12 protein-coding genes are annotated in these 17,392 nt (G+C 44.8%); all 12 read left to right on the top strand.

Annotation, left to right across the window (positions count from 1 at the left end; genetic code table 11):
- Nucleotides 1-37 precede the first annotated feature (37 nt).
- The 12 genes from E5329_RS02740 to E5329_RS02685 all read left to right on the top strand — a co-directional run bounded on the left by E5329_RS02740 (nt 38) and on the right by E5329_RS02685 (nt 17,333).
- Entirely contained in the window at nt 38-3,187 is a 3,150-nt protein-coding gene (locus E5329_RS02740) for a DUF6273 domain-containing protein (protein ID WP_135988059.1), read from the top strand.
- Nucleotides 3,188-3,203: 16 nt separating this feature from the next.
- Complete coding sequence (locus E5329_RS02735) at nt 3,204-5,195, top strand: serine/threonine-protein kinase (protein WP_135988058.1); 1,992 nt, start codon at nt 3,204-3,206, stop codon at nt 5,193-5,195.
- A 71-nt stretch (nt 5,196-5,266) separates the two neighbouring features.
- Nucleotides 5,267-7,459: a PASTA domain-containing protein gene (locus E5329_RS02730; protein WP_135988057.1), complete on the top strand. Its 2,193-nt coding sequence runs from the start codon at nt 5,267-5,269 to the stop codon at nt 7,457-7,459.
- 20 nt (nt 7,460-7,479) lie between these two features.
- Nucleotides 7,480-8,208 carry a PP2C family protein-serine/threonine phosphatase gene (locus tag E5329_RS02725; RefSeq protein WP_135988056.1) on the top strand — a complete coding sequence of 243 codons (729 nt, stop codon included), beginning with the start codon at nt 7,480-7,482 and terminating at the stop codon, nt 8,206-8,208.
- A 12-nt stretch (nt 8,209-8,220) separates the two neighbouring features.
- On the top strand, nt 8,221-8,817 hold the full coding sequence (locus E5329_RS02720) for an FHA domain-containing protein (protein WP_135988055.1): 597 nt from the start codon (nt 8,221-8,223) through the stop codon (nt 8,815-8,817).
- The gene (locus tag E5329_RS02715) at nt 8,799-10,574 is read left to right on the top strand and encodes an FHA domain-containing protein (RefSeq protein ID WP_135988054.1); all 1,776 of its coding nucleotides are present in this window, start codon (nt 8,799-8,801) and stop codon (nt 10,572-10,574) included. Before E5329_RS02720 ends, E5329_RS02715 begins: the two co-directional genes overlap by 19 nt.
- 3 nt (nt 10,575-10,577) lie before the next feature.
- Nucleotides 10,578-11,876, top strand: coding sequence for an FHA domain-containing serine/threonine-protein kinase (locus E5329_RS02710; protein ID WP_135988053.1), 1,299 nt, complete (start codon nt 10,578-10,580; stop codon nt 11,874-11,876).
- Nucleotides 11,869-12,747 (top strand): PP2C family protein-serine/threonine phosphatase, encoded by an 879-nt coding sequence (locus E5329_RS02705; protein ID WP_135988052.1) that lies wholly within the window; start codon nt 11,869-11,871, stop codon nt 12,745-12,747. Before E5329_RS02710 ends, E5329_RS02705 begins: the two co-directional genes overlap by 8 nt.
- On the top strand, nt 12,728-13,429 hold the full coding sequence (locus E5329_RS02700; protein WP_135988051.1) for an FHA domain-containing protein: 702 nt from the start codon (nt 12,728-12,730) through the stop codon (nt 13,427-13,429). Before E5329_RS02705 ends, E5329_RS02700 begins: the two co-directional genes overlap by 20 nt.
- Nucleotides 13,430-13,431: 2 nt before the next feature.
- A complete protein-coding gene (locus tag E5329_RS02695) occupies nt 13,432-14,502 on the top strand; it encodes an FHA domain-containing protein (protein WP_135988050.1) in 1,071 nt (356 codons plus the stop codon).
- Between the two features lie 21 nt (nt 14,503-14,523).
- On the top strand, nt 14,524-16,836 hold the full coding sequence (locus E5329_RS02690) for an ATP-binding cassette domain-containing protein (protein ID WP_135988049.1): 2,313 nt from the start codon (nt 14,524-14,526) through the stop codon (nt 16,834-16,836).
- 119 nt (nt 16,837-16,955) lie between these two features.
- Nucleotides 16,956-17,333: a DUF2752 domain-containing protein gene (locus E5329_RS02685; protein WP_135988048.1), complete on the top strand. Its 378-nt coding sequence runs from the start codon at nt 16,956-16,958 to the stop codon at nt 17,331-17,333.
- Nucleotides 17,334-17,392 lie beyond the last annotated feature (59 nt).

Here is a 17,392-nt window from a genome sequence, read left to right as displayed (position 1 = left end):
GAGGAAAGATATTCAATTTATAGAAAGGAGAATCAGGGTGGAGAGAAGAGCAGGAATAGGGAAAAAATTGCTTTCTATGCTGCTTGCAACAGTGATGTTTGTTACGGCACAGGAGGCAATGGCATTTGCTGAAACGGATGCGCGAGGAACAGATGCTACAAGTGCACGAAATCCAGTATATGATACAGAAAGTGATACGACAACGTGGAATTATGTTTCTTTTGGAAGTTATCCCCAGTCGGAAGTAACAGGAGAAGCGCTGACGGATGAAATTATCCAGGCAATCTATGACAAAGCAGGAGATGCATGGGTAGATGGAGTCAAGTATCGCAGACTTAGCAGAACCGATACGGATAACAGTGATTATTTTGGAGAAGGGGATTACCGCTATTTCAAATGGGAAAAGATAAAATGGCGTGTTCTAAACCAAGATGAAAGCGGAATACTTACTGTGATAGCAGACCAGGGACTTGATTGTAAGAAGTATGAAGAAGAAAGCAGTGCGGTTTCATGGAGATATTCAACGCTCCATAACTGGCTGAATAATACATTTTACACTACAGCATTTAATGCAAACGAACGGGGCAAACTACAAGGAAGTACAGGCGACAAGGTATATTTGCTTACTAAGGATAAGGCGGTATCTACGGAATATGGATTTTCAGATGTTTCTACAAAAGATTCTCAGAGCAGGCGGATGAAGGCAAGCGCTTATGCCAATGCAAGAGGAGCTTTTGTTGATGCACAAAGCGGTTATGAAGGAAATTGCTGGTGGTGGCTGCGTCCAGAATATGACTACAACTCGTATTCTGCTGGAGAGAGGGTGACAAAGGAGGGTAAAATTGAAACCTGGGATTTCGGAAAAACATATGGCGCAGTGCTTCCAGTAATCCAACTGAAAGAGGAAAGCGCAAATACACTTAACCCGGTATACAATTCCAGTACAGATGACACAACATGGAATTATGTTTCTTTAGGCAGTTATCCGCAGACAGAGATAGATGCTGAAAGTGACAGGGCATTGTATGTACAGCTAGAAAATGCCAGTTATACGGAAAGTGGTGATGTCCAAATAGGTGAAAATAGATATCGCAGGGTGGAAAAAAGCGATAATAATTACTCTTATTTCAAATGGGAGCCGATTATCTGGAAAATATTGAGGGCAGATGATTCTGAATTGTTTTTGATGTCCAACGAGGCTTTGGATGCCAAATACTATGATAACTCGTCTAATACTTCGTATGATTGGGAGAATTCTTTGCTGCGCAGTTGGCTGAATGATACATTCTATAACGCAGCTTTTAGTGATACGGAAAAGAGTGCCATTATAAATAAGACGGTGCAGAACGAAGCAAATCCAAGTTATTCTACAGGAGGAGGGAACAGCACGGAAGATAACGTATATTTGCTGTCCATTCAGGAAGCAGAAACTTCTGTAAATGGATTCAGAGGGGACAGTTCTGCAACATCCAGCCGAGAGATCCAATCCAGCAGTTATGCATGCCATATGGGAGCAGATGCCGGAAACAGCAGGTGCTGGCTGCGTTCTCCTGGTGGGAGCAGCTCATATGCAGCAATTGTTGATAAAACCGGAAGAGTTGACAGATTTGGGAGTAATAAATCAAGCGGCGCTTTAGCTGTTGTACCGGTCTTGCATGTTAGTAAGACATCAACAGCCTGGTCTTTGATAGAGAATGAGGGGCAGCTGCTTAGGGTGTCTCTTGAACATGGGGAAGGGATGAGCTGGTCCATATCGGAAGGAGGCAGTGAGACTTTTTCCGCAATAGTTACCGGCGCCCATCCATTCGGCTATACCTGCCAATGGTATCATGCCCCAAGTGCGGACGAAGAAGGAACCAGGATAGATGGGGCAACCTCTTCCAGTTATACCATAGAAAATGCAACTGTTGCAGATTCCGGCAGTTATTATTGCGTAGTGACAAGCGGAAAGTACCAGGTGACAAGCGGAAGAACAAACCTTACGGTTACAGAGCCTACAACGATCACTTTGAGTGATACAAATCTGGACTTAAACGTAGGAGCCAGACGGAAATTGACTGCTGCTATAACTCCTGCTAACTCATCGGTGAGTTGGTGGAGTGGCAATTCAGATGTGGCCAAAGTAGAATATAGTTCTCTTGTAGCCGGGAATGATTATCCTGTGAAATATAGTTCTGTAGAAGCCACGGTAACAGCAGTTAAGGAAGGCACAGCTACAATTTATATATCTGCAGGAAACACAAGTGAGTCATGTACCGTAACAGTGAAAAGGGATGGAGAACAGACCGGAGACTCGGAACAAACTACGATAACAGCCATTACTTTAAAACCAGATAAACTGTCCTTGAAAGCAGGTGCAAAAGGCGAAGTAACCGCTGCATTAACCCCGGCCTCCGCTAATGTGTCTGTAAAATGGACCAGCGATAACGTAAAAGCAGCAAAGGTCGAATCCAATGGAGGAACCAAAGCCACTATAACGGCGGTTGCAGCAGGGAAAGCTACCATTACTGCAGAAGCAGGAGGAAAAACAGCTTCCTGTGTTGTGGAAGTGACTGCAAATACCAATACCGGTACAGATACGCCGCCGCCAGGAAATTCCTCTCCCGGTACGTCAACGAATCCCACAGTGAAACTGGCAGCTCCGAAACTGACTGTGAAATTGTCTTCTGCAAATGCCGTAAAGCTGTCCTGGAACAAGGTAAGCGGAGCGGCAGGATATTATGTATACCGTTCCACATCCTCAAAAGGCAAATTTACAAAAGTAGGAACCACGAAAAAAACTTCTTTCAAGAATTCGAAGTTAAAGAGCAAAAAGACTTATTATTACAAAGTTGCGGCATACAAAGGAAAGACGGTAGGAGCAAGTTCCAATACAGCGTCCAAGAAAATTCTTGGTAAATTGTCCACTCCTAAAATGAAATTTTCTAATGTAGCGGCTTTCCAGAAATTTACTATTTCCTGGAATAAAATAAAGAATGCAAGCCATATAGAAATTTGGCGTAAAGTGGATCGGAAGGGAACCTATAAAAAATGGAAAACAGTTTCTGCAAAAAAGAGAAAAGTTACATATTCTTACAGAAGCTATACCAGGGGGCATACTTATTTCTATCAGATACGCGCCTATTACTCCAAGGATAAAGTGAAAGTGTACAGCGGGTATTCTAAAGGTTTGGGAATACAGTTATAAGCTGGAAAGAGGAAAAATGGAAAATCAGTTATGTTTTCGATGTTTTAAGATGAAAGGCAGTTACGGGGTATGCCCCCACTGCGGATATGAAGAAGATACAGGTGCGGCGCAGGCTTACCAGCTTGCGCCTGGAACTGTCCTGCGGGGCAGGTATATCATAGGCGTAAGTATTGGGTTTGGAGGTTTTGGAATTACCTACAAAGCTTTTGATACTGTTTTGAGTATCGTTGTGGCAATCAAGGAATTCTACCCGGCAGGGCTTGTGAATCGCGGGGAAGGAGAAGTAAAAGTAGGCATATTTTCAGGGGAAAAAGAGAAAGAATTTAAACGTCAGTTAGAGCGTTTTCTGGAAGAGGCCAGGAATATGGCAATTTTTTCTAAGGAAAAAGATATTATTAATGTATTTGACTATTTTGAGGAGAACCAGACTGCCTATATCATTATGGAATATGTGGATGCGCCTCTGCTCAAAGAAAGTTTGAAAGAAAAGGGAAAGTTTCCTGCAAAAGAAGCAGAGAAATATATTCTGGCGCTTTTGGAGGCTTTATCCAAAGTGCATTACCATGGCATTATCCACAAAGATGTCAGTCCGGATAATATTTTTCTGTTGGGTGAAGATTCCATAAAGCTTTTTGATTTTGGAGCGGCTAAATTTCAGGGGACAGAAACAGAACGTACAGAAGATGTGGTGGTAAAAGCAGGATATACGCCTCCGGAGCAGTATCGCTCCAGAAATGCACAGGGTGCGTTTATGGATATTTATGCAGTTGGGGCGGTATTTTATGAGATGGTCACCGGCGAGAAGCCTATGGAGGCTCCCGATCGATCGGTTGGAGATGAATTAAAAAAGCCGGGAGAGTTTGAAATTGAAATTGAAGAACGGTTAGAGCGAATTATATTGAAGGCCCTGGCGCTAAAGCCGGAATTGAGGTTTCAGACTGCGGAGCAGATGAAAGAGGCAATAACAGGCCGTAAAAAAGTGGGGCTTCCGGAAGAAGAATTGCGGAAATATCAAAAGAAGAAGAAAGCATTTGCAGTAGGATTAGTGTCTGTATTTACCGTTTTAGGGAGTATTTTTCTGTTAAGCCAGACGTATTTTTCAGGCAGGGGAAAAATTGATGTGTCAAAAATACGGGAAGAGGATATGGAGGTTTGGATTTCTTCCGAAGATGCAGATACAGGAAAAGAACTTTCAGAGGTGTTTTTGGAGAGTGTGGAAAAAGAATGCCCCAAGTTGCATGTAACGGTGCGGGTAGTTAATAGGGAAGAGTATGGCGCAAGGCTGCAGCAAGCTGCCGAGAAAGGGAAACTGCCGGATGTATTCTGTACAGAAGGCATTGAGGCGGCAGAGTACTGCACGGATTTGTCCAGGCTGCTGAATACAATGGAATTATCCTCTTATTTGTGTCTTGGGGAGCTTGGAAAAAAAGCCTATGAACTTCCCACTGCCATGCAGATTGCAGTTGCATATATCAGTGAGGAAAAAGAAGCGGATTTGCCGGAGTTTTTGGATGCGGACTCTTTATCAGATCAGAAGGATATTTTGGAATATGCAGAGACGGAGGAAGCATTTTTGGCATTTCAGGATAAGAATTCCCCTGTTTCTCGAATTGCAGGGGATCTGTCTGATATGGACAGGGTAAAAGAAGTGACCGTAGATGTAATACCGCCCACTGATTTTTCTGTGCTTCCTATCTTAAAGGATGGAAAATTAGTTGGGACGCTGGAGCATCCCTATGGCGTCAGCAAATATGGAGACAGTTCCAGGCAGGAAGCCGGAATGTTCCTGTTATCTCTGTTGTTCAGCGATGGCATGCAGAGCGCGGCTTATATGGGAAATGAAGAGGGAATTCCGCTGAACCGAAGGGTATTTGCCAATTATGAAGAAAATAAAATGACAACTTATCTGGATTTTTTAAAGGAATATGATTTGGAAAGTGCAGAACTTTATGGGGATGGCGGGATATGCCAAATTTTGCAGGAAGAGGCTGCAAGAAACAGTAAGTGATACAGTGAGCGGTGAAGAGCTGGGCGCTAAGAAAGAGATTTCAAAGGGAAGAAAAGCGGAGGAAACAGTAAATGGTTAGATGTTTGGGCTGTATGGCGGACATTCCGGAGGAAGAGGAGATTTGCAGGCATTGCGGCTATCAGAAGGGAACAGATGTAAAAGAGGCTTATTATCTGTTGCCGGGAAAAATGCTGGGAGGAAAATATCTGATAGGAAAAGTTCTGGGATATGGCGGCTTTGGAGTGACTTATATTGGATGGGACGCCACATTGAAACGGAAAGTGGCAGTGAAGGAATATCTGCCCAGTGATTTTGCTACCAGAAGTTATGGAGCAGAGCTGCTTACAGTGTTTTCCGGAGAGGCTACCGTACAGTTTGAAGCGGGGCTTAACAGCTTTATTTCCGAGGCAAAGCGGTTGGCCAAATTTAATCGGATTCCGGAAATTGTGGATATTTATGATTGCTTTATGGAAAACGGCACAGGGTATATCATTATGGAGTTTTTAGAGGGAGTTACCGTGAAAGAAATATTAAAGACGCAGAAGAACATTCCTGTTGATGAGGCTCGCAGGATAGCCATGGCTGTGCTACGGGGGCTTTCAGAAGTGCATAAAGAAGGAATAATTCACAGGGATATTGCGCCGGACAATATTTTTATCAATAACAAGGGGGAAGTAAAAATTTTAGATTTCGGCGCGGCAAGGTATGCAACGGCAGCTCAGTCCAGAAGCCTATCGGTGGTATTGAAGCCGGGATATGCGCCGGAAGAGCAGTACCGAAGCAGAGGAGAACAGGGGCCATGGACGGATGTATATGCCATGGGCGCAACTTTTTACCGGATGATTACAGGAATCCTGCCGGAAGAATCCATTGAGCGGATGGTAGAGGATCACCTGAAACCGCCCTCTGCTTTAGGCATAACGATTGAGCCTAATACAGAGGCCGCCCTTATGAACAGCTTAAATGTCAGGAAAGAATTCAGAACCAGGGATGCGGAAACCTTTTACAAGGAATTGGACAGTGATGAGAAAGTGGAGCGCATTCAGGAGGAAAAGACGGTACAGGAAGATTTTAAGATTCCTGCCTGGATGCGGTGGGGAACTGTAGCGGCAGGCATGTTGGTATGTTTTTGTATTATTTTACTTGCAACAGGGAAGATCAGCTTTACGAAAAAGCAGATTGACAGTGTAGGAGGGGCGGAGGCGTTAAAGGAAGGGGAATGTTATGTGCCCAATGTCTCTGGGATGAGTTATGAGGAAGCGGAGAAGGTTTTACAGGAGAAAAACTTGACAGTGCTTATTAATGGAATGAATTACAGTGAAAGCATTGAAAAAAATAAAATATTGAACCAGACGCCGAAAGACGGAGAAATAATAACGGAGGAAGAAACCGTGTATGTCATTATGAGCGGTGGAGGCCAGGAGGTGATGATGCCGGATCTGTCCGGAATGGAATATGAAGAAGCCCGAGAATTGATCGCAGCTCAGAACTTAGTGCTGAAAACAGATGGAGTAACAGAAGAATACAGCGATTTTGTGGAAAAAGGCAGAATCATTTCTCAGAACGTTGATCCCGAAGAAAGAATTAAGGTGCAGACGGAAATTACGCTTACAGTTTCCCTCGGCAGCCTTTCTACGGAAACTGCGGTTCTTACAGTGCCGGATGTCAGGGGAATGACGAAAAATGAGGCGTTGGCTTGTCTTTCACAATTGAAGGAATCCACCGGATTTACTTATTCTCTCGGAAAGGTAAAGAAAGAATTCAGTACAGAAGTGGAAAAGGGAAAAATAATCAGCCAGGGCTTAGAGCCGGGAAGTGAGGTGCGGACCAATGAGCCGCTGACTCTTGTGCTCAGTAAAGGGCCTCAGAAGGTGCAGGTACCGGAAGTTGTATATATGTCCAAGGAAGAGGCGGTAAAAAAATTAGAAGAAGCAGGTCTTTCCGTCCAGATCCAGGAGGAGTACAGTTCTAAAGTGTCCAAAGGGCTTGTGATTAGCCAGAGTCAGACTTCAGATGCCAAAGTGGGGAAAGGTACGGCAATTACTATCAGTATCAGCCTTGGAGAAGAACCGAAGAAATCAGATTCCGGCAATTCCAATAAGACGCCTTCATCTCCCACAGAACCCCAGGAACCTCAGCAGGAGCCCCAAGAACCACAACCGCAGCAGCCTCAGGAGCCGCAAGCGCCGCAACCGGGCGGAGAAGTCCTGGAAGATGACGGTGGAGTTGTAGAAGATGATAATAATAACGTAGTTGCAGACTGATACTGGGAATGGAGGAAATCATGGTTACATATGAGATTTTGTCAGAACCGGGAGAACGGGAATATAACGAAGATTATGCAGGAGCAAGGCAGAATGGTGAGGCGTTTTGCTTTGTTCTTGCAGACGGTTTGGGAGGACATGGCGGAGGAGATGAAGCATCCCGTATGGTAGCAGAGTATATTTTAAATGATTTTGAGAAGAAGGGAGAGGCATCAGAAGAATACTTAAGAGAATGTTTTGAAGAAAGCCAGAAACTATTGATGGAAGAGCAGGAAAAGCAAAACAGGCTCTATGAAATGAAAACGACTTTGGTTGTGCTTCTTGCAGATGAACATATTCTGCAGTGGGGACATATCGGGGATTCCCGGTTGTATTTCTACCGAAATAAGAAGCTAAAACAAAGAACTTTAGATCATAGTGTTCCCCAGATGCTGGTAGCTGCCGGAGAGATCAGGGAGGAAGATATTCGGGGCCATGCAGACAGGAACCGTCTGCTGCGGGTGATGGGATCTGAGTGGGATCATCCCAGATATCAGCTTTCACCCCCGGTGGAGCGCAGCGGCCAGGAGGCATTTTTACTTTGCTCGGATGGGTTTTGGGAATGGATTGAGGAAAAACCCATGCAGGCTGCATTAAAAAGGGCAAAATCCCCGGCAGAATGGTTAGAACAGATGCAAAAAACAGTACAGAAAAACGGAACGGGCAAAGGAATGGACAATTATTCTGCAATTGCAGTATTTGCAGATTAGAGGAGGAAAGACATGGCAATTATACAATGCCCAGACGGGCATTATTACGATAATGAGAAATTCGGCAGCTGCCCCCATTGTGCAAGCCTGGCGGAAGGCATGGGAGGACAGCAGGAATCCCTTACGGTGGCTTTGGCGCAGGAGGCCCGGCAGGTGGAAAATTATGCAGTGGAATACTTAAAGCACAATGCCCCGCAAACTGTAGTCCCTGCATCTGTACAGAGAGAGGAAGAAAAAACAGTGAGCCTGTTTGAAAAAGAGGGGGTATCTAAGTGTATTGCAGGTTGGCTGGTGTGTACTGAGGGCGAGGAATATGGCAGGGATTTTCCGCTGTATGCAGGGTTTAACCGTATTGGCAGAAGCCGCAGCAACGATATTGTACTGACCGATCCCCATGTGTCCAGAGAGGAGCACTGTTCTGTCATATATGAGGAGAAGAAGAATGTATTTTACCTGTTTCCCAAGGATGGAAACCTCGTTTATGCAGGGGAGGAAATGGTGGAACAGGCACAGGAGCTTATAGATGGGCAGGCCGTTGCCATAGGGGAAACAAAGCTTGAGTTTGTGGCATACTGCAAGGGAGAGAGAAAATGGGAAAAGAAGAAGTAAGTTCATTCAGGGTTTGTGTCTTAAAGCGGTCAAAATGTATGGCAGCCCATATGTTTTCACTGGTGTTTGCGGCATGTCTGTGTCTGGGGTGGAGCCCGCAGATTCTGGCAGCGGATATTGACAGCCAGATAGGGGAGGTCAGGATTGAGGGCGCTGTTGCAAAAATGCCTGAGATGAACATCTTCTGTTATCCAGGCCAGCAGGAGCTTTTAGAAGGTGTAAGCATTACATATGGGAAAGAAGAACTTATGGTGAGTCTGGCCCTTCCTTTTGCGCAGACAGAAGCAGGTACAAATTACTATATGCTTTTAGATATTTCAGCTTCGGTCAGCCCTGAGTATTTTGAAGGGATGAAAGGAAGCATTTTGGATTTTTGGCAGAATATGGGGGCAAAAGATAAGCTTTCCCTGATTACGTTTGGAGATGCAGTAACTGTAGTTTTTCAGAATCAGACGGCGGCAGATGATATTTCCGGAACAGTAAACGCATTGCAGAATACAGATCAGACTACCTGCTTGTTTGAAGCCATTGACAAAACAGCAAAGCTTGCGGATACCAAAGAAGAGGCGAATGTCCGAAAGGTGGCAGTAGTTTTGACTGATGGAGAAGACTTTTCACAAAATACTTCCACCAAAGAAGAGGCTCTTACAACGTTAAAAGAAAAAATGTTCCCTCTTTATGCCATGGCGGCTAAAGAAAATAACCAGGGAACAGAGAATATTTATTTAGACAGTATGGGTGCATTTGTTCGGGAGTCCGGCGGGGTGATGGAGGTTTTTGACGCAGAAAACGCAGTTGCTGTGATGCGGAAGCTGCATCAGACCTTTGCAGAAGCTTTTGTGATTTCTGCAAAGGCAAGAACCAATATGGTGGATTATAAGAAAAAGGCTCTGGCAGTTACATTTTCTGATGGAAAGACAAAAACTTCGGACTTTGTTGCGTCTTATTATCAGGAGGATGAAGAGGCTCCTGTGGCCTCTGTAAAACAGAATTCCAAGCACTCCCTGAAAATAACTTTCAGCGAACCGGTAAAAGGTGCAAATAAGACGGACGCCTATGAGATTAAGTATGAGGACTCCCGGATCACAGATGGATATATGGTGCGTTATAACAAGGAAAAAGCCTCTGCGGTTCTTACTTTTGAAGAACATTTGCTGAATGGAAAATACGAAATAAAGTTCCGCGGAGTGACAGACGATTCTATGGAAGAAAATGAATTAACCAAAAGATGCGCCATCCAGGTGAAAAAGGGCAGGAAATTGGGTGTTTCTGATTATCTGGAAAAGTATCAGGCATTTGTGGCAGGGACGGTTATTCTGACGGTACTGTTGATTGCCGGAGCCATTGTGTGGCACAGGGTGAAGAGACAAAAGGGGATTGTCACTATAGAAGGAAAAGCAGTGCTGCAATCTAATGTAGAGAGAAAGCATCATGTACAGGTGCTGAAGAAACAAATTCCCAAAAGACAGATACAGTTTTTCCTGGAGGGAGCCGCTGGTGCAGGACGGCAGTTGACGGTGGATGTTTCAGGGAGCATTATTGTAGGGCGTTCCAGAAACTGTGATGTTTCTATTGAAGACGAAAAGATGTCCCGTCAGCATTTTGCAATTTCTGACAGGAACGGCACGTTTTATTTGGAAGATCTTCATACTACCAATGGAACTTTGGTGAATGGAAAGCAAGTTGCTGCGCCAAGTCCTCTTGCATCCGGAGACAGGATACAGGCAGGGGACATTGCAATGACAGTGAGGTGGTAAGGTATGAAAGATGAGTATAGATGTCCAAACTGTTTTCAAGGGGATATCGGTACAGGGACATGTACCCGCTGTGGATTCAGCAGAAAAGAGGAAAAGCAGAATCCTATGCGCCTGCCGGAATGGACTTTTCTTGCGAATCGCTATTTGATTGGGCAGATTCTGGGCAATGGTGGATTTGGGATTACCTATAAGGCATTCGATGTGTTAAACCAGTGCATTTGTGCAGTGAAGGAATTTGTTCCGGTAGGCGTTGTAACAAGAAGAGAAGATAAGTTTCAGATTACAGTGACTTCCAAGTCGAACATAGAGGATTTTGAGCACGGAAAACGGCAATTTATGGAGGAAGCGGAAGTTCTCAAGAAATTGACGGATGTGCCGGAAGTGGTACAAATTATGGATTACTTTCTGCTGAATAATACGGCTTATTTTGTTATGGAGTATATAGAAGGCGCAACTTTGAAGCAATTGATGAAGATTTATGGAGGAAAAATTCCGCTGCCGGATGCAATGTCTATGGTTTGCCGTGCAGGGTTGGCTCTGGATCAGGTACACAAAAGGGCAGGAATCTTTCACAGAGATATCAGCCCGGACAATATTATGGTGACAGGGGATAACAGGATTAAGCTAATTGATTTCGGCAATGCCAAACACATTATTGGAAAAAGGAGCCAAACTCTTTCCGTGATTTTAAAGCATGGATATGCGCCTCCGGAGCAGTATTCCAGTACCAGCAGCCAAGGAAGTTATACGGATGTCTATTCTTTGGCAGTCACTTTCTATTATGTGGTGACAGGCATTATGGTTCCTAATGCGCCGGATCGTTTTGGTGGAGTAGAATACCGTCCGTTGTTGGAAATATGCCCGCAGGTTGGACTGGAAGCATCAGAAGCAGTAGATCGGGCATTGGTATTAAACAGCAGAAACAGGACGGGGTCTACGGCGGAGTTTGTTCGTGCCATTTCTTTGCCGATGGGAAAATCTGTGTCAGCTTATTTGAAACTGTCAGGAGAGAACGGAAAACAGGAATGGAACCTTCCGGAGAACAAAAAGGTGGTCATTGGCCGTTCCGGCGGGTGGGCGGATATTGTTCCCACCAACGACAGTAAGGTCAGCAAGCAGCATTGTGAATTGTTTTGGGATAGCCTGGAAAAGCAATTTTATCTTATTGACTGTTCTACTAACGGAACATTTATCGGCGGTGCAAGGTTGGAAAAGGGAAAACCTTATATTATTCCAAACGGCGGACAGTTTTCTCTTGGAAATCATATCTGTGATTTGGAGGTGGGATGGAAGAATGGCTGAAATGGAAAAAGACATTGTAACGCTTCGGTTGTTTCCCGAAAACAGGGCGGAACTGCAGATGAAAATAGAAATCGGCACATCCAGCATTATTGGAACCAGGCACAGCCAGGAGGATACAATTTTTGGATATGGATCCGGCAAAGAGGCCATTGCATTGGTCTGTGATGGCATGGGAGGGCTTTCCGGCGGAGAAATTGCAAGTAAAGCGGCGGCAGAGAGTCTGATCGATGCATGGTTTGGCCGGAAAGAGATTGTGGATATCCCGGAATTTTTGGAAAAAGAGGCGCTGAAAGCAGATGAGAGGGTATTTCAGCAGAAAAATGACAAAGGAGAACGGCTTCGGGCAGGAACTACCATCGTAGCGGCAATTATTCGTGGAAATGAACTGTATTGGCTGTCAGTGGGAGACAGCAAAATTTATATTATCCGCGGAGAGGAGATCCTGTCTGTGTGCAGGGAGCATAATTACAGGCTTACATTGAACCGTCAATTGGAGCAGGGAGAGCTGACGCCGGAGGAATATGCAGCAGAGGAATACCGGGCGGAAGCTTTGATCAGCTACCTTGGAATGGGAAATGTGTCTTTGATGGATTTAAACCGTCAGCCTTTTTGTCTGGAAAACGGAGACATTGTTCTTTTAAGCAGCGACGGACTGTACAGAAGCCTTGCGGAAGAAGAAATTTTGTGTCTGATAAAAGAATTTGGTGGGAATATGCAGGAGACGGCAGATGTGTTGACATCGGCTGCTTTGGGAAATAAACAGTCCGGTCAGGACAATACCTCTGTAGTGTTAATGCGCTATAGCCTGCAGGACAAAAAAGAAGAGAAAAAGCGAATGGGAGGAAAGAAGGATGAATTTAAAAAGATGTGAGAATGGACATTTTTATGATGGTGACAAGTTTCAGATGTGTCCCCACTGCGCAGCATTGGGCGGCGGAGAGCAGCAGGCAACCATGCCTTATGCAGAGACGGACAGCAGTTATAATACGGCTATGACAGAGCCTGTGACTGTTCCGATGTATGCTCCCCAGGAACCGCAGGCTGCCGGGGCTTTTCCGGTACAGCCTCAGATGGCAGAACAGCCCTCGGGGAACCTTTCTTTGCAGGATGCAGTGAGCAGGGCAATCACTGTCCCCGGAGGCATGGAACAGGATGAAGAGAAAACAGTCAGTCTTTACCAGTATCAGAACCATACAGATCCGGTAGCCGGGTGGCTGGTATGTATTGAAGGGACAGATTTCGGCAGTAGTTTTACGGTGAAAAGCGGCAGGAACTTTATTGGACGAGCGTCCCACATGGATGTTGCGCTGCGGGGGGATAACAGTATTTCCAGGGAAAAGCATGCCATTATTCTCTATGAGCCGAAACGCAGGGAATTTATAGCTCAGGCCGGAGAATCCAGAGAATTGTTTTATCTGAACGATGAGGTTGTTCTGAATCCGGTTCGGCTGAAGCAGTATGATATTTTGACCATCGGGAATACCCGGCTGATGTTTTTCCCCTGCTGCGGCGAGAATTTCAGTTGGGATGATTTTAAGAAAGACGGGGAGTAGGGATGGGTAATTTAAAGACAAACAGAAGCGTTGGGCTTTATGTGGCATTGACAATCCTAATGAATTTCCTGCCTATGATACTGGCAGTTGTAATTGGAAAGCGGCTGTTGTCGAATAGTTCCGGATTGGCAGTTTCTGCCTTGGGTTTGGGCGGAGGAAGCCTGCAGAGTATGTTGACAGATATTCTGGCGTTTCTTATTTTCGCATGGGTTTTTGCTGTCGCTTATTTCATATATATCCTTGTGTTGTTTTGGGGCGTCTGTCGTGATATGAATTCTATCTGTGGAAGATATGGCCTGGGGAACAGCATGAATTATATCCTGGTGATGCTGTTGTCGGCAGTTACCCTGAATATCTATTATATTTTTTGGTCAAACCAGCAGGGAAAACGGCTGAAAGAAGCAGAGGGACATTATCAGAGACAGGTGAAGGGAACCGGAATTTCACATCTGGTATTTGCCCTGCTGGGATCCGTTCCGGTATGGGTGTCTGCGTTTTTCGTATATAAACTTCGGACAGATCCTTTCTATTTGATGGCGCATGCTGGATTTATTGCTGGGGTGTCCATCGCAGGTTTTTTCCTTGGTTTTCTGGATATGTTGAATCGGGCATATTTTATCAAAGATGTGAATATCCTGGCAGAAGCATACAACGGGCAGGGAACCTGGGAGGAGAATGGCAGTCGGCAGGCTGGAGAAGAATATACTATGCCGGTAGACGATTTGACGCCTGACGCAGCCCAGGCATGGAAATCGAAGGATGCCGGGATGCAGGGCGGATATCTGGTGGGATGCAAAGGAGAATATCAGGGAGCGTCCATTCCAATAGAAGGAGAATTGCTTATTGGAAGAGATGAAACAAGCTGCCAGGTGGTGATTAAAAGACAGGATATCAGCAGGAAACATTGTACGATCCGTTATAACGGGGAAGGATCTTATACAGTGACAGATTGCTCTTCTAATGGTGTTTATGACAAGGAAGGAAATGCGTTTCCCAAAAATGTTCCAGTTGTCTGCGGCTTTGGTACAGTTCTTGTAATCGCAAAAAGCGGAAATGAGTTTCTGCTGAAATAGACAGACAGGGGATGAAATGTGATGGAAGATAGGACAGGAGAATTCAACAGGAAACTTACCGTAATGGACGGTGAAAGCAGAGTATTGGAATTATCCTTGGATGATTTGCATAAAGAACGAATTTTCTGGGGAAGAGATCCTGGGCACAATGATATTGTAATTTCTTCTCCCGCAGTATCCAGGCTTCATGGTAAATTTAAGATTGCGTCCCAGGGAATTCTTTTTGCAGATGTCGGCAGTACCAATGGAACTTATCTGGAAAATGCTGCCGGAAAACATTTGATACATAAAAACAGCGGATATGTGTTATTAAGAGACGGAGATATGCTGCGGGTACAGCCTCCAGATGAAAGACAGGGAAATTCTGTTTTGCTTCTGTATACGGAATCCATGCAGGAAGGAAAATGGCAGAAATATGCGCTGCCTGCCTCAAGGATTGCCATTGGCCGCGGAAGTGAAAATGATATTGTGCTGCAGCATATGGGGATTTCCAGAAAACATGCAGTGATTGAGCTGAAAGTGGACGCCTATTTTGTTTCCGACTGTCAGAGCGCCAATGGGGTTCTTGTAAATGACAATATACTGAATGGAACATGCAGGCTCAGGGACAAAGATGTGATACGCATCCTGAACAGCATCCTGATTTTTACCAATTCTGGAATTTATTATAAGAGTTCTCAGCAGGGTGTAAGCCTTCGGGTACGCAATATGAATAAAGTGGTGGGGAAAGGGAAACAGATTCTCCATGATGTGAACGTAGATATTGACAGCAATGAATTTGTAGCGATTGTGGGCGGCTCCGGCGCCGGAAAATCCACATTGATGAATGCTATCAGCGGTTTTGACAGGAAACGGCAGGGGACAGTCCTTTTTTCAGGATTGAATTTGGACGAGAATTTTTCGGTTTTAAAAAGCCTAATCGGCTATGTTCCCCAGCAGGATATCATCTATGAAAATCTTACGCTGAACCGTATGCTGGTGTATACGGCAAAATTAAAGATGCCCAAAGATACTTCAAAAGTGGAAATTGAAAAGAGAATCCATGATGTACTGGAAATGGTGGAATTGTCTGAACACCAGAATACATATATCCGTAAACTTTCCGGCGGACAGAAAAAACGTGCCAGCATTGCAGTGGAGCTTTTAGCGGATCCCAGTCTGTTTTTTCTGGACGAACCAACTTCCGGCTTAGATCCTGGAACAGAAAAGAAATTGATGGGAACTTTAAGCCGACTGGCAAAATCCCAGGGGAAAACAATTGTTATGGTAACCCACACGACGCAAAGCCTGGATTTATGTGACAAAGTGATATTTATGGGGCAGGGAGGAAGAGTCTGTTTCTGTGGGACATGCCAGGAAGCAAAAATGTTTTTTGATACAGATAATCTGGTGGATATCTATAATGAAATGGCTGCCCAGCCCGAGGAATGGGCGGCTCAGTATGCCGGATGCGTACCTTTAGAGCCAATCGGTTTCGGAGAAGGAAAAGAAGCGCCCAAAAAGAGAAAGTTTTCCGGGATCCGCCAGTTTTTCATATTAACCATGCGCTATGCAGAGATTATGAAAAATGACTTGCCAAGGCTGGCTCTTCTGTTTTTACAGCCCATTTTGATTGCGCTGCTCCTTGGGATTGTGGCAGATGACCGTGTATTTGAGATCTATGAAAGCACCAAATCTATTCTGTTTGCATTAAGTTGTGCAGGTATTTGGATTGGGTTATTTAATTCCATCCAGGAAATTTGCAAGGAACGTGCAGTGCTGAAACGGGAATACATGGGGAACATGAAATTATGGTCCTACACCTTGTCGAAATTTGTAGTCCAGATGGTTGTGGGCGTTCTTCAGGCGGCAATTATCGTAGCGGTATTTGGTGCGGTAATTGGTTTGCCGGAGAAAGGAATCCTGATGAAAAACAGCTTTCCAGAGATGTTTGTAACAATATGGCTGACAATCACATCGTCTATGGCTTTGGGATTTATTATCTCCGCATTTGTAAAAAGCGGAGATAAAGCAATGGCCTGTGCGCCTTTTGTATTGATTATCCAGCTTCTTTTTTCCGGCATTCTTTTTGAATTGAAAGGGGCGGGAAAAAAGATTGCTTATGCAACGATCAGCAAATGGTCAGTGGAAAGCCTTGGGAGCATTGCAGACCTAAACAGTCTTACAATGAAAATGCAGGAAGAATTGCCGGGAATTGAGCATGAATTCCAAGAAATCTTTGAATTTGCTAAAAAACATCTGCTGTCAAACTGGACAATACTGGCGGCAATGGTGGCGATATGTTATGTAATTACGGCTTTGATGCTTCGGAACGTGGCGAAAGATGGGAGGTGACGGAAAAGTTTGTCTTACGGGAGTTTTCCGAATGCGGCAGAATTTGCCATGCAAAGATATCCTGATGCGGCAGGGGATGGAGGCAATGAAAAGATGGGGTAAAACAGTTAAAGGAGCGATTGCTTATTCTAGCCGGGCTTGGGGCTGTCTGCTTTTGGCTGCATGTTACAGGAATTGGCTGTCCGATCAAATGGCTCACTGGCATTAGCTGCGCCGGGTGCGGAATGACAAGGGCTGCAGTTTGCATTCTGCGTCTGCAATTGGGCAGAGCATATCATTACCATCCACTGGTTTTTTTGATGCCTGTTTGCGTTTTGCTGTTCCTGTTTTGGGAAAAAGTTCCGGAGAAAGCGCAAAGAGAGCTTCTGATAATGACAGCCGCTTGTTTTGCAGTTGTGTATCTGGCACGGCTGTACAGCTCTGATCCCGTGGTTTCCATTGCGCCTGAAAATGGAATGATTGTGCATTTATGGCATTATTTGATGCAAAGGAAATAATGAAAATCAGGCACAGAAATATAAAAATGAAATGTTGAAGAACATGGTATGAACGGAGG

The organism is Petralouisia muris (assembly GCF_004793545.1).
In the GTDB taxonomy this organism is placed as follows: Bacteria; Bacillota; Clostridia; order Lachnospirales; family Lachnospiraceae; genus Petralouisia; species Petralouisia muris.
Note: the sequence above shows the minus strand (reverse complement) of the source record. Positions and strands in the feature narration are given on the sequence as shown.

What these genes read in the sequence shown, in the direction of transcription:
- E5329_RS02735 (WP_135988058.1), top strand. Translation starts at nt 3,204, where the DNA reads ATGGAAAATCAGTTATGTTTTCGATGTTTTAAGATGAAAGGCAGTTAC.
- E5329_RS02730 (WP_135988057.1), top strand. Translation starts at nt 5,267, where the DNA reads ATGGTTAGATGTTTGGGCTGTATGGCGGACATTCCGGAGGAAGAGGAG.
- E5329_RS02725 (WP_135988056.1), top strand. Translation starts at nt 7,480, where the DNA reads ATGGTTACATATGAGATTTTGTCAGAACCGGGAGAACGGGAATATAAC.
- E5329_RS02720 (WP_135988055.1), top strand. Translation starts at nt 8,221, where the DNA reads ATGGCAATTATACAATGCCCAGACGGGCATTATTACGATAATGAGAAA.
- E5329_RS02715 (WP_135988054.1), top strand. Translation starts at nt 8,799, where the DNA reads ATGGGAAAAGAAGAAGTAAGTTCATTCAGGGTTTGTGTCTTAAAGCGG.
- E5329_RS02710 (WP_135988053.1), top strand. Translation starts at nt 10,578, where the DNA reads ATGAAAGATGAGTATAGATGTCCAAACTGTTTTCAAGGGGATATCGGT.
- E5329_RS02705 (WP_135988052.1), top strand. Translation starts at nt 11,869, where the DNA reads ATGGCTGAAATGGAAAAAGACATTGTAACGCTTCGGTTGTTTCCCGAA.
- E5329_RS02700 (WP_135988051.1), top strand. Translation starts at nt 12,728, where the DNA reads ATGAATTTAAAAAGATGTGAGAATGGACATTTTTATGATGGTGACAAG.
- E5329_RS02695 (WP_135988050.1), top strand. Translation starts at nt 13,432, where the DNA reads ATGGGTAATTTAAAGACAAACAGAAGCGTTGGGCTTTATGTGGCATTG.
- E5329_RS02690 (WP_135988049.1), top strand. Translation starts at nt 14,524, where the DNA reads ATGGAAGATAGGACAGGAGAATTCAACAGGAAACTTACCGTAATGGAC.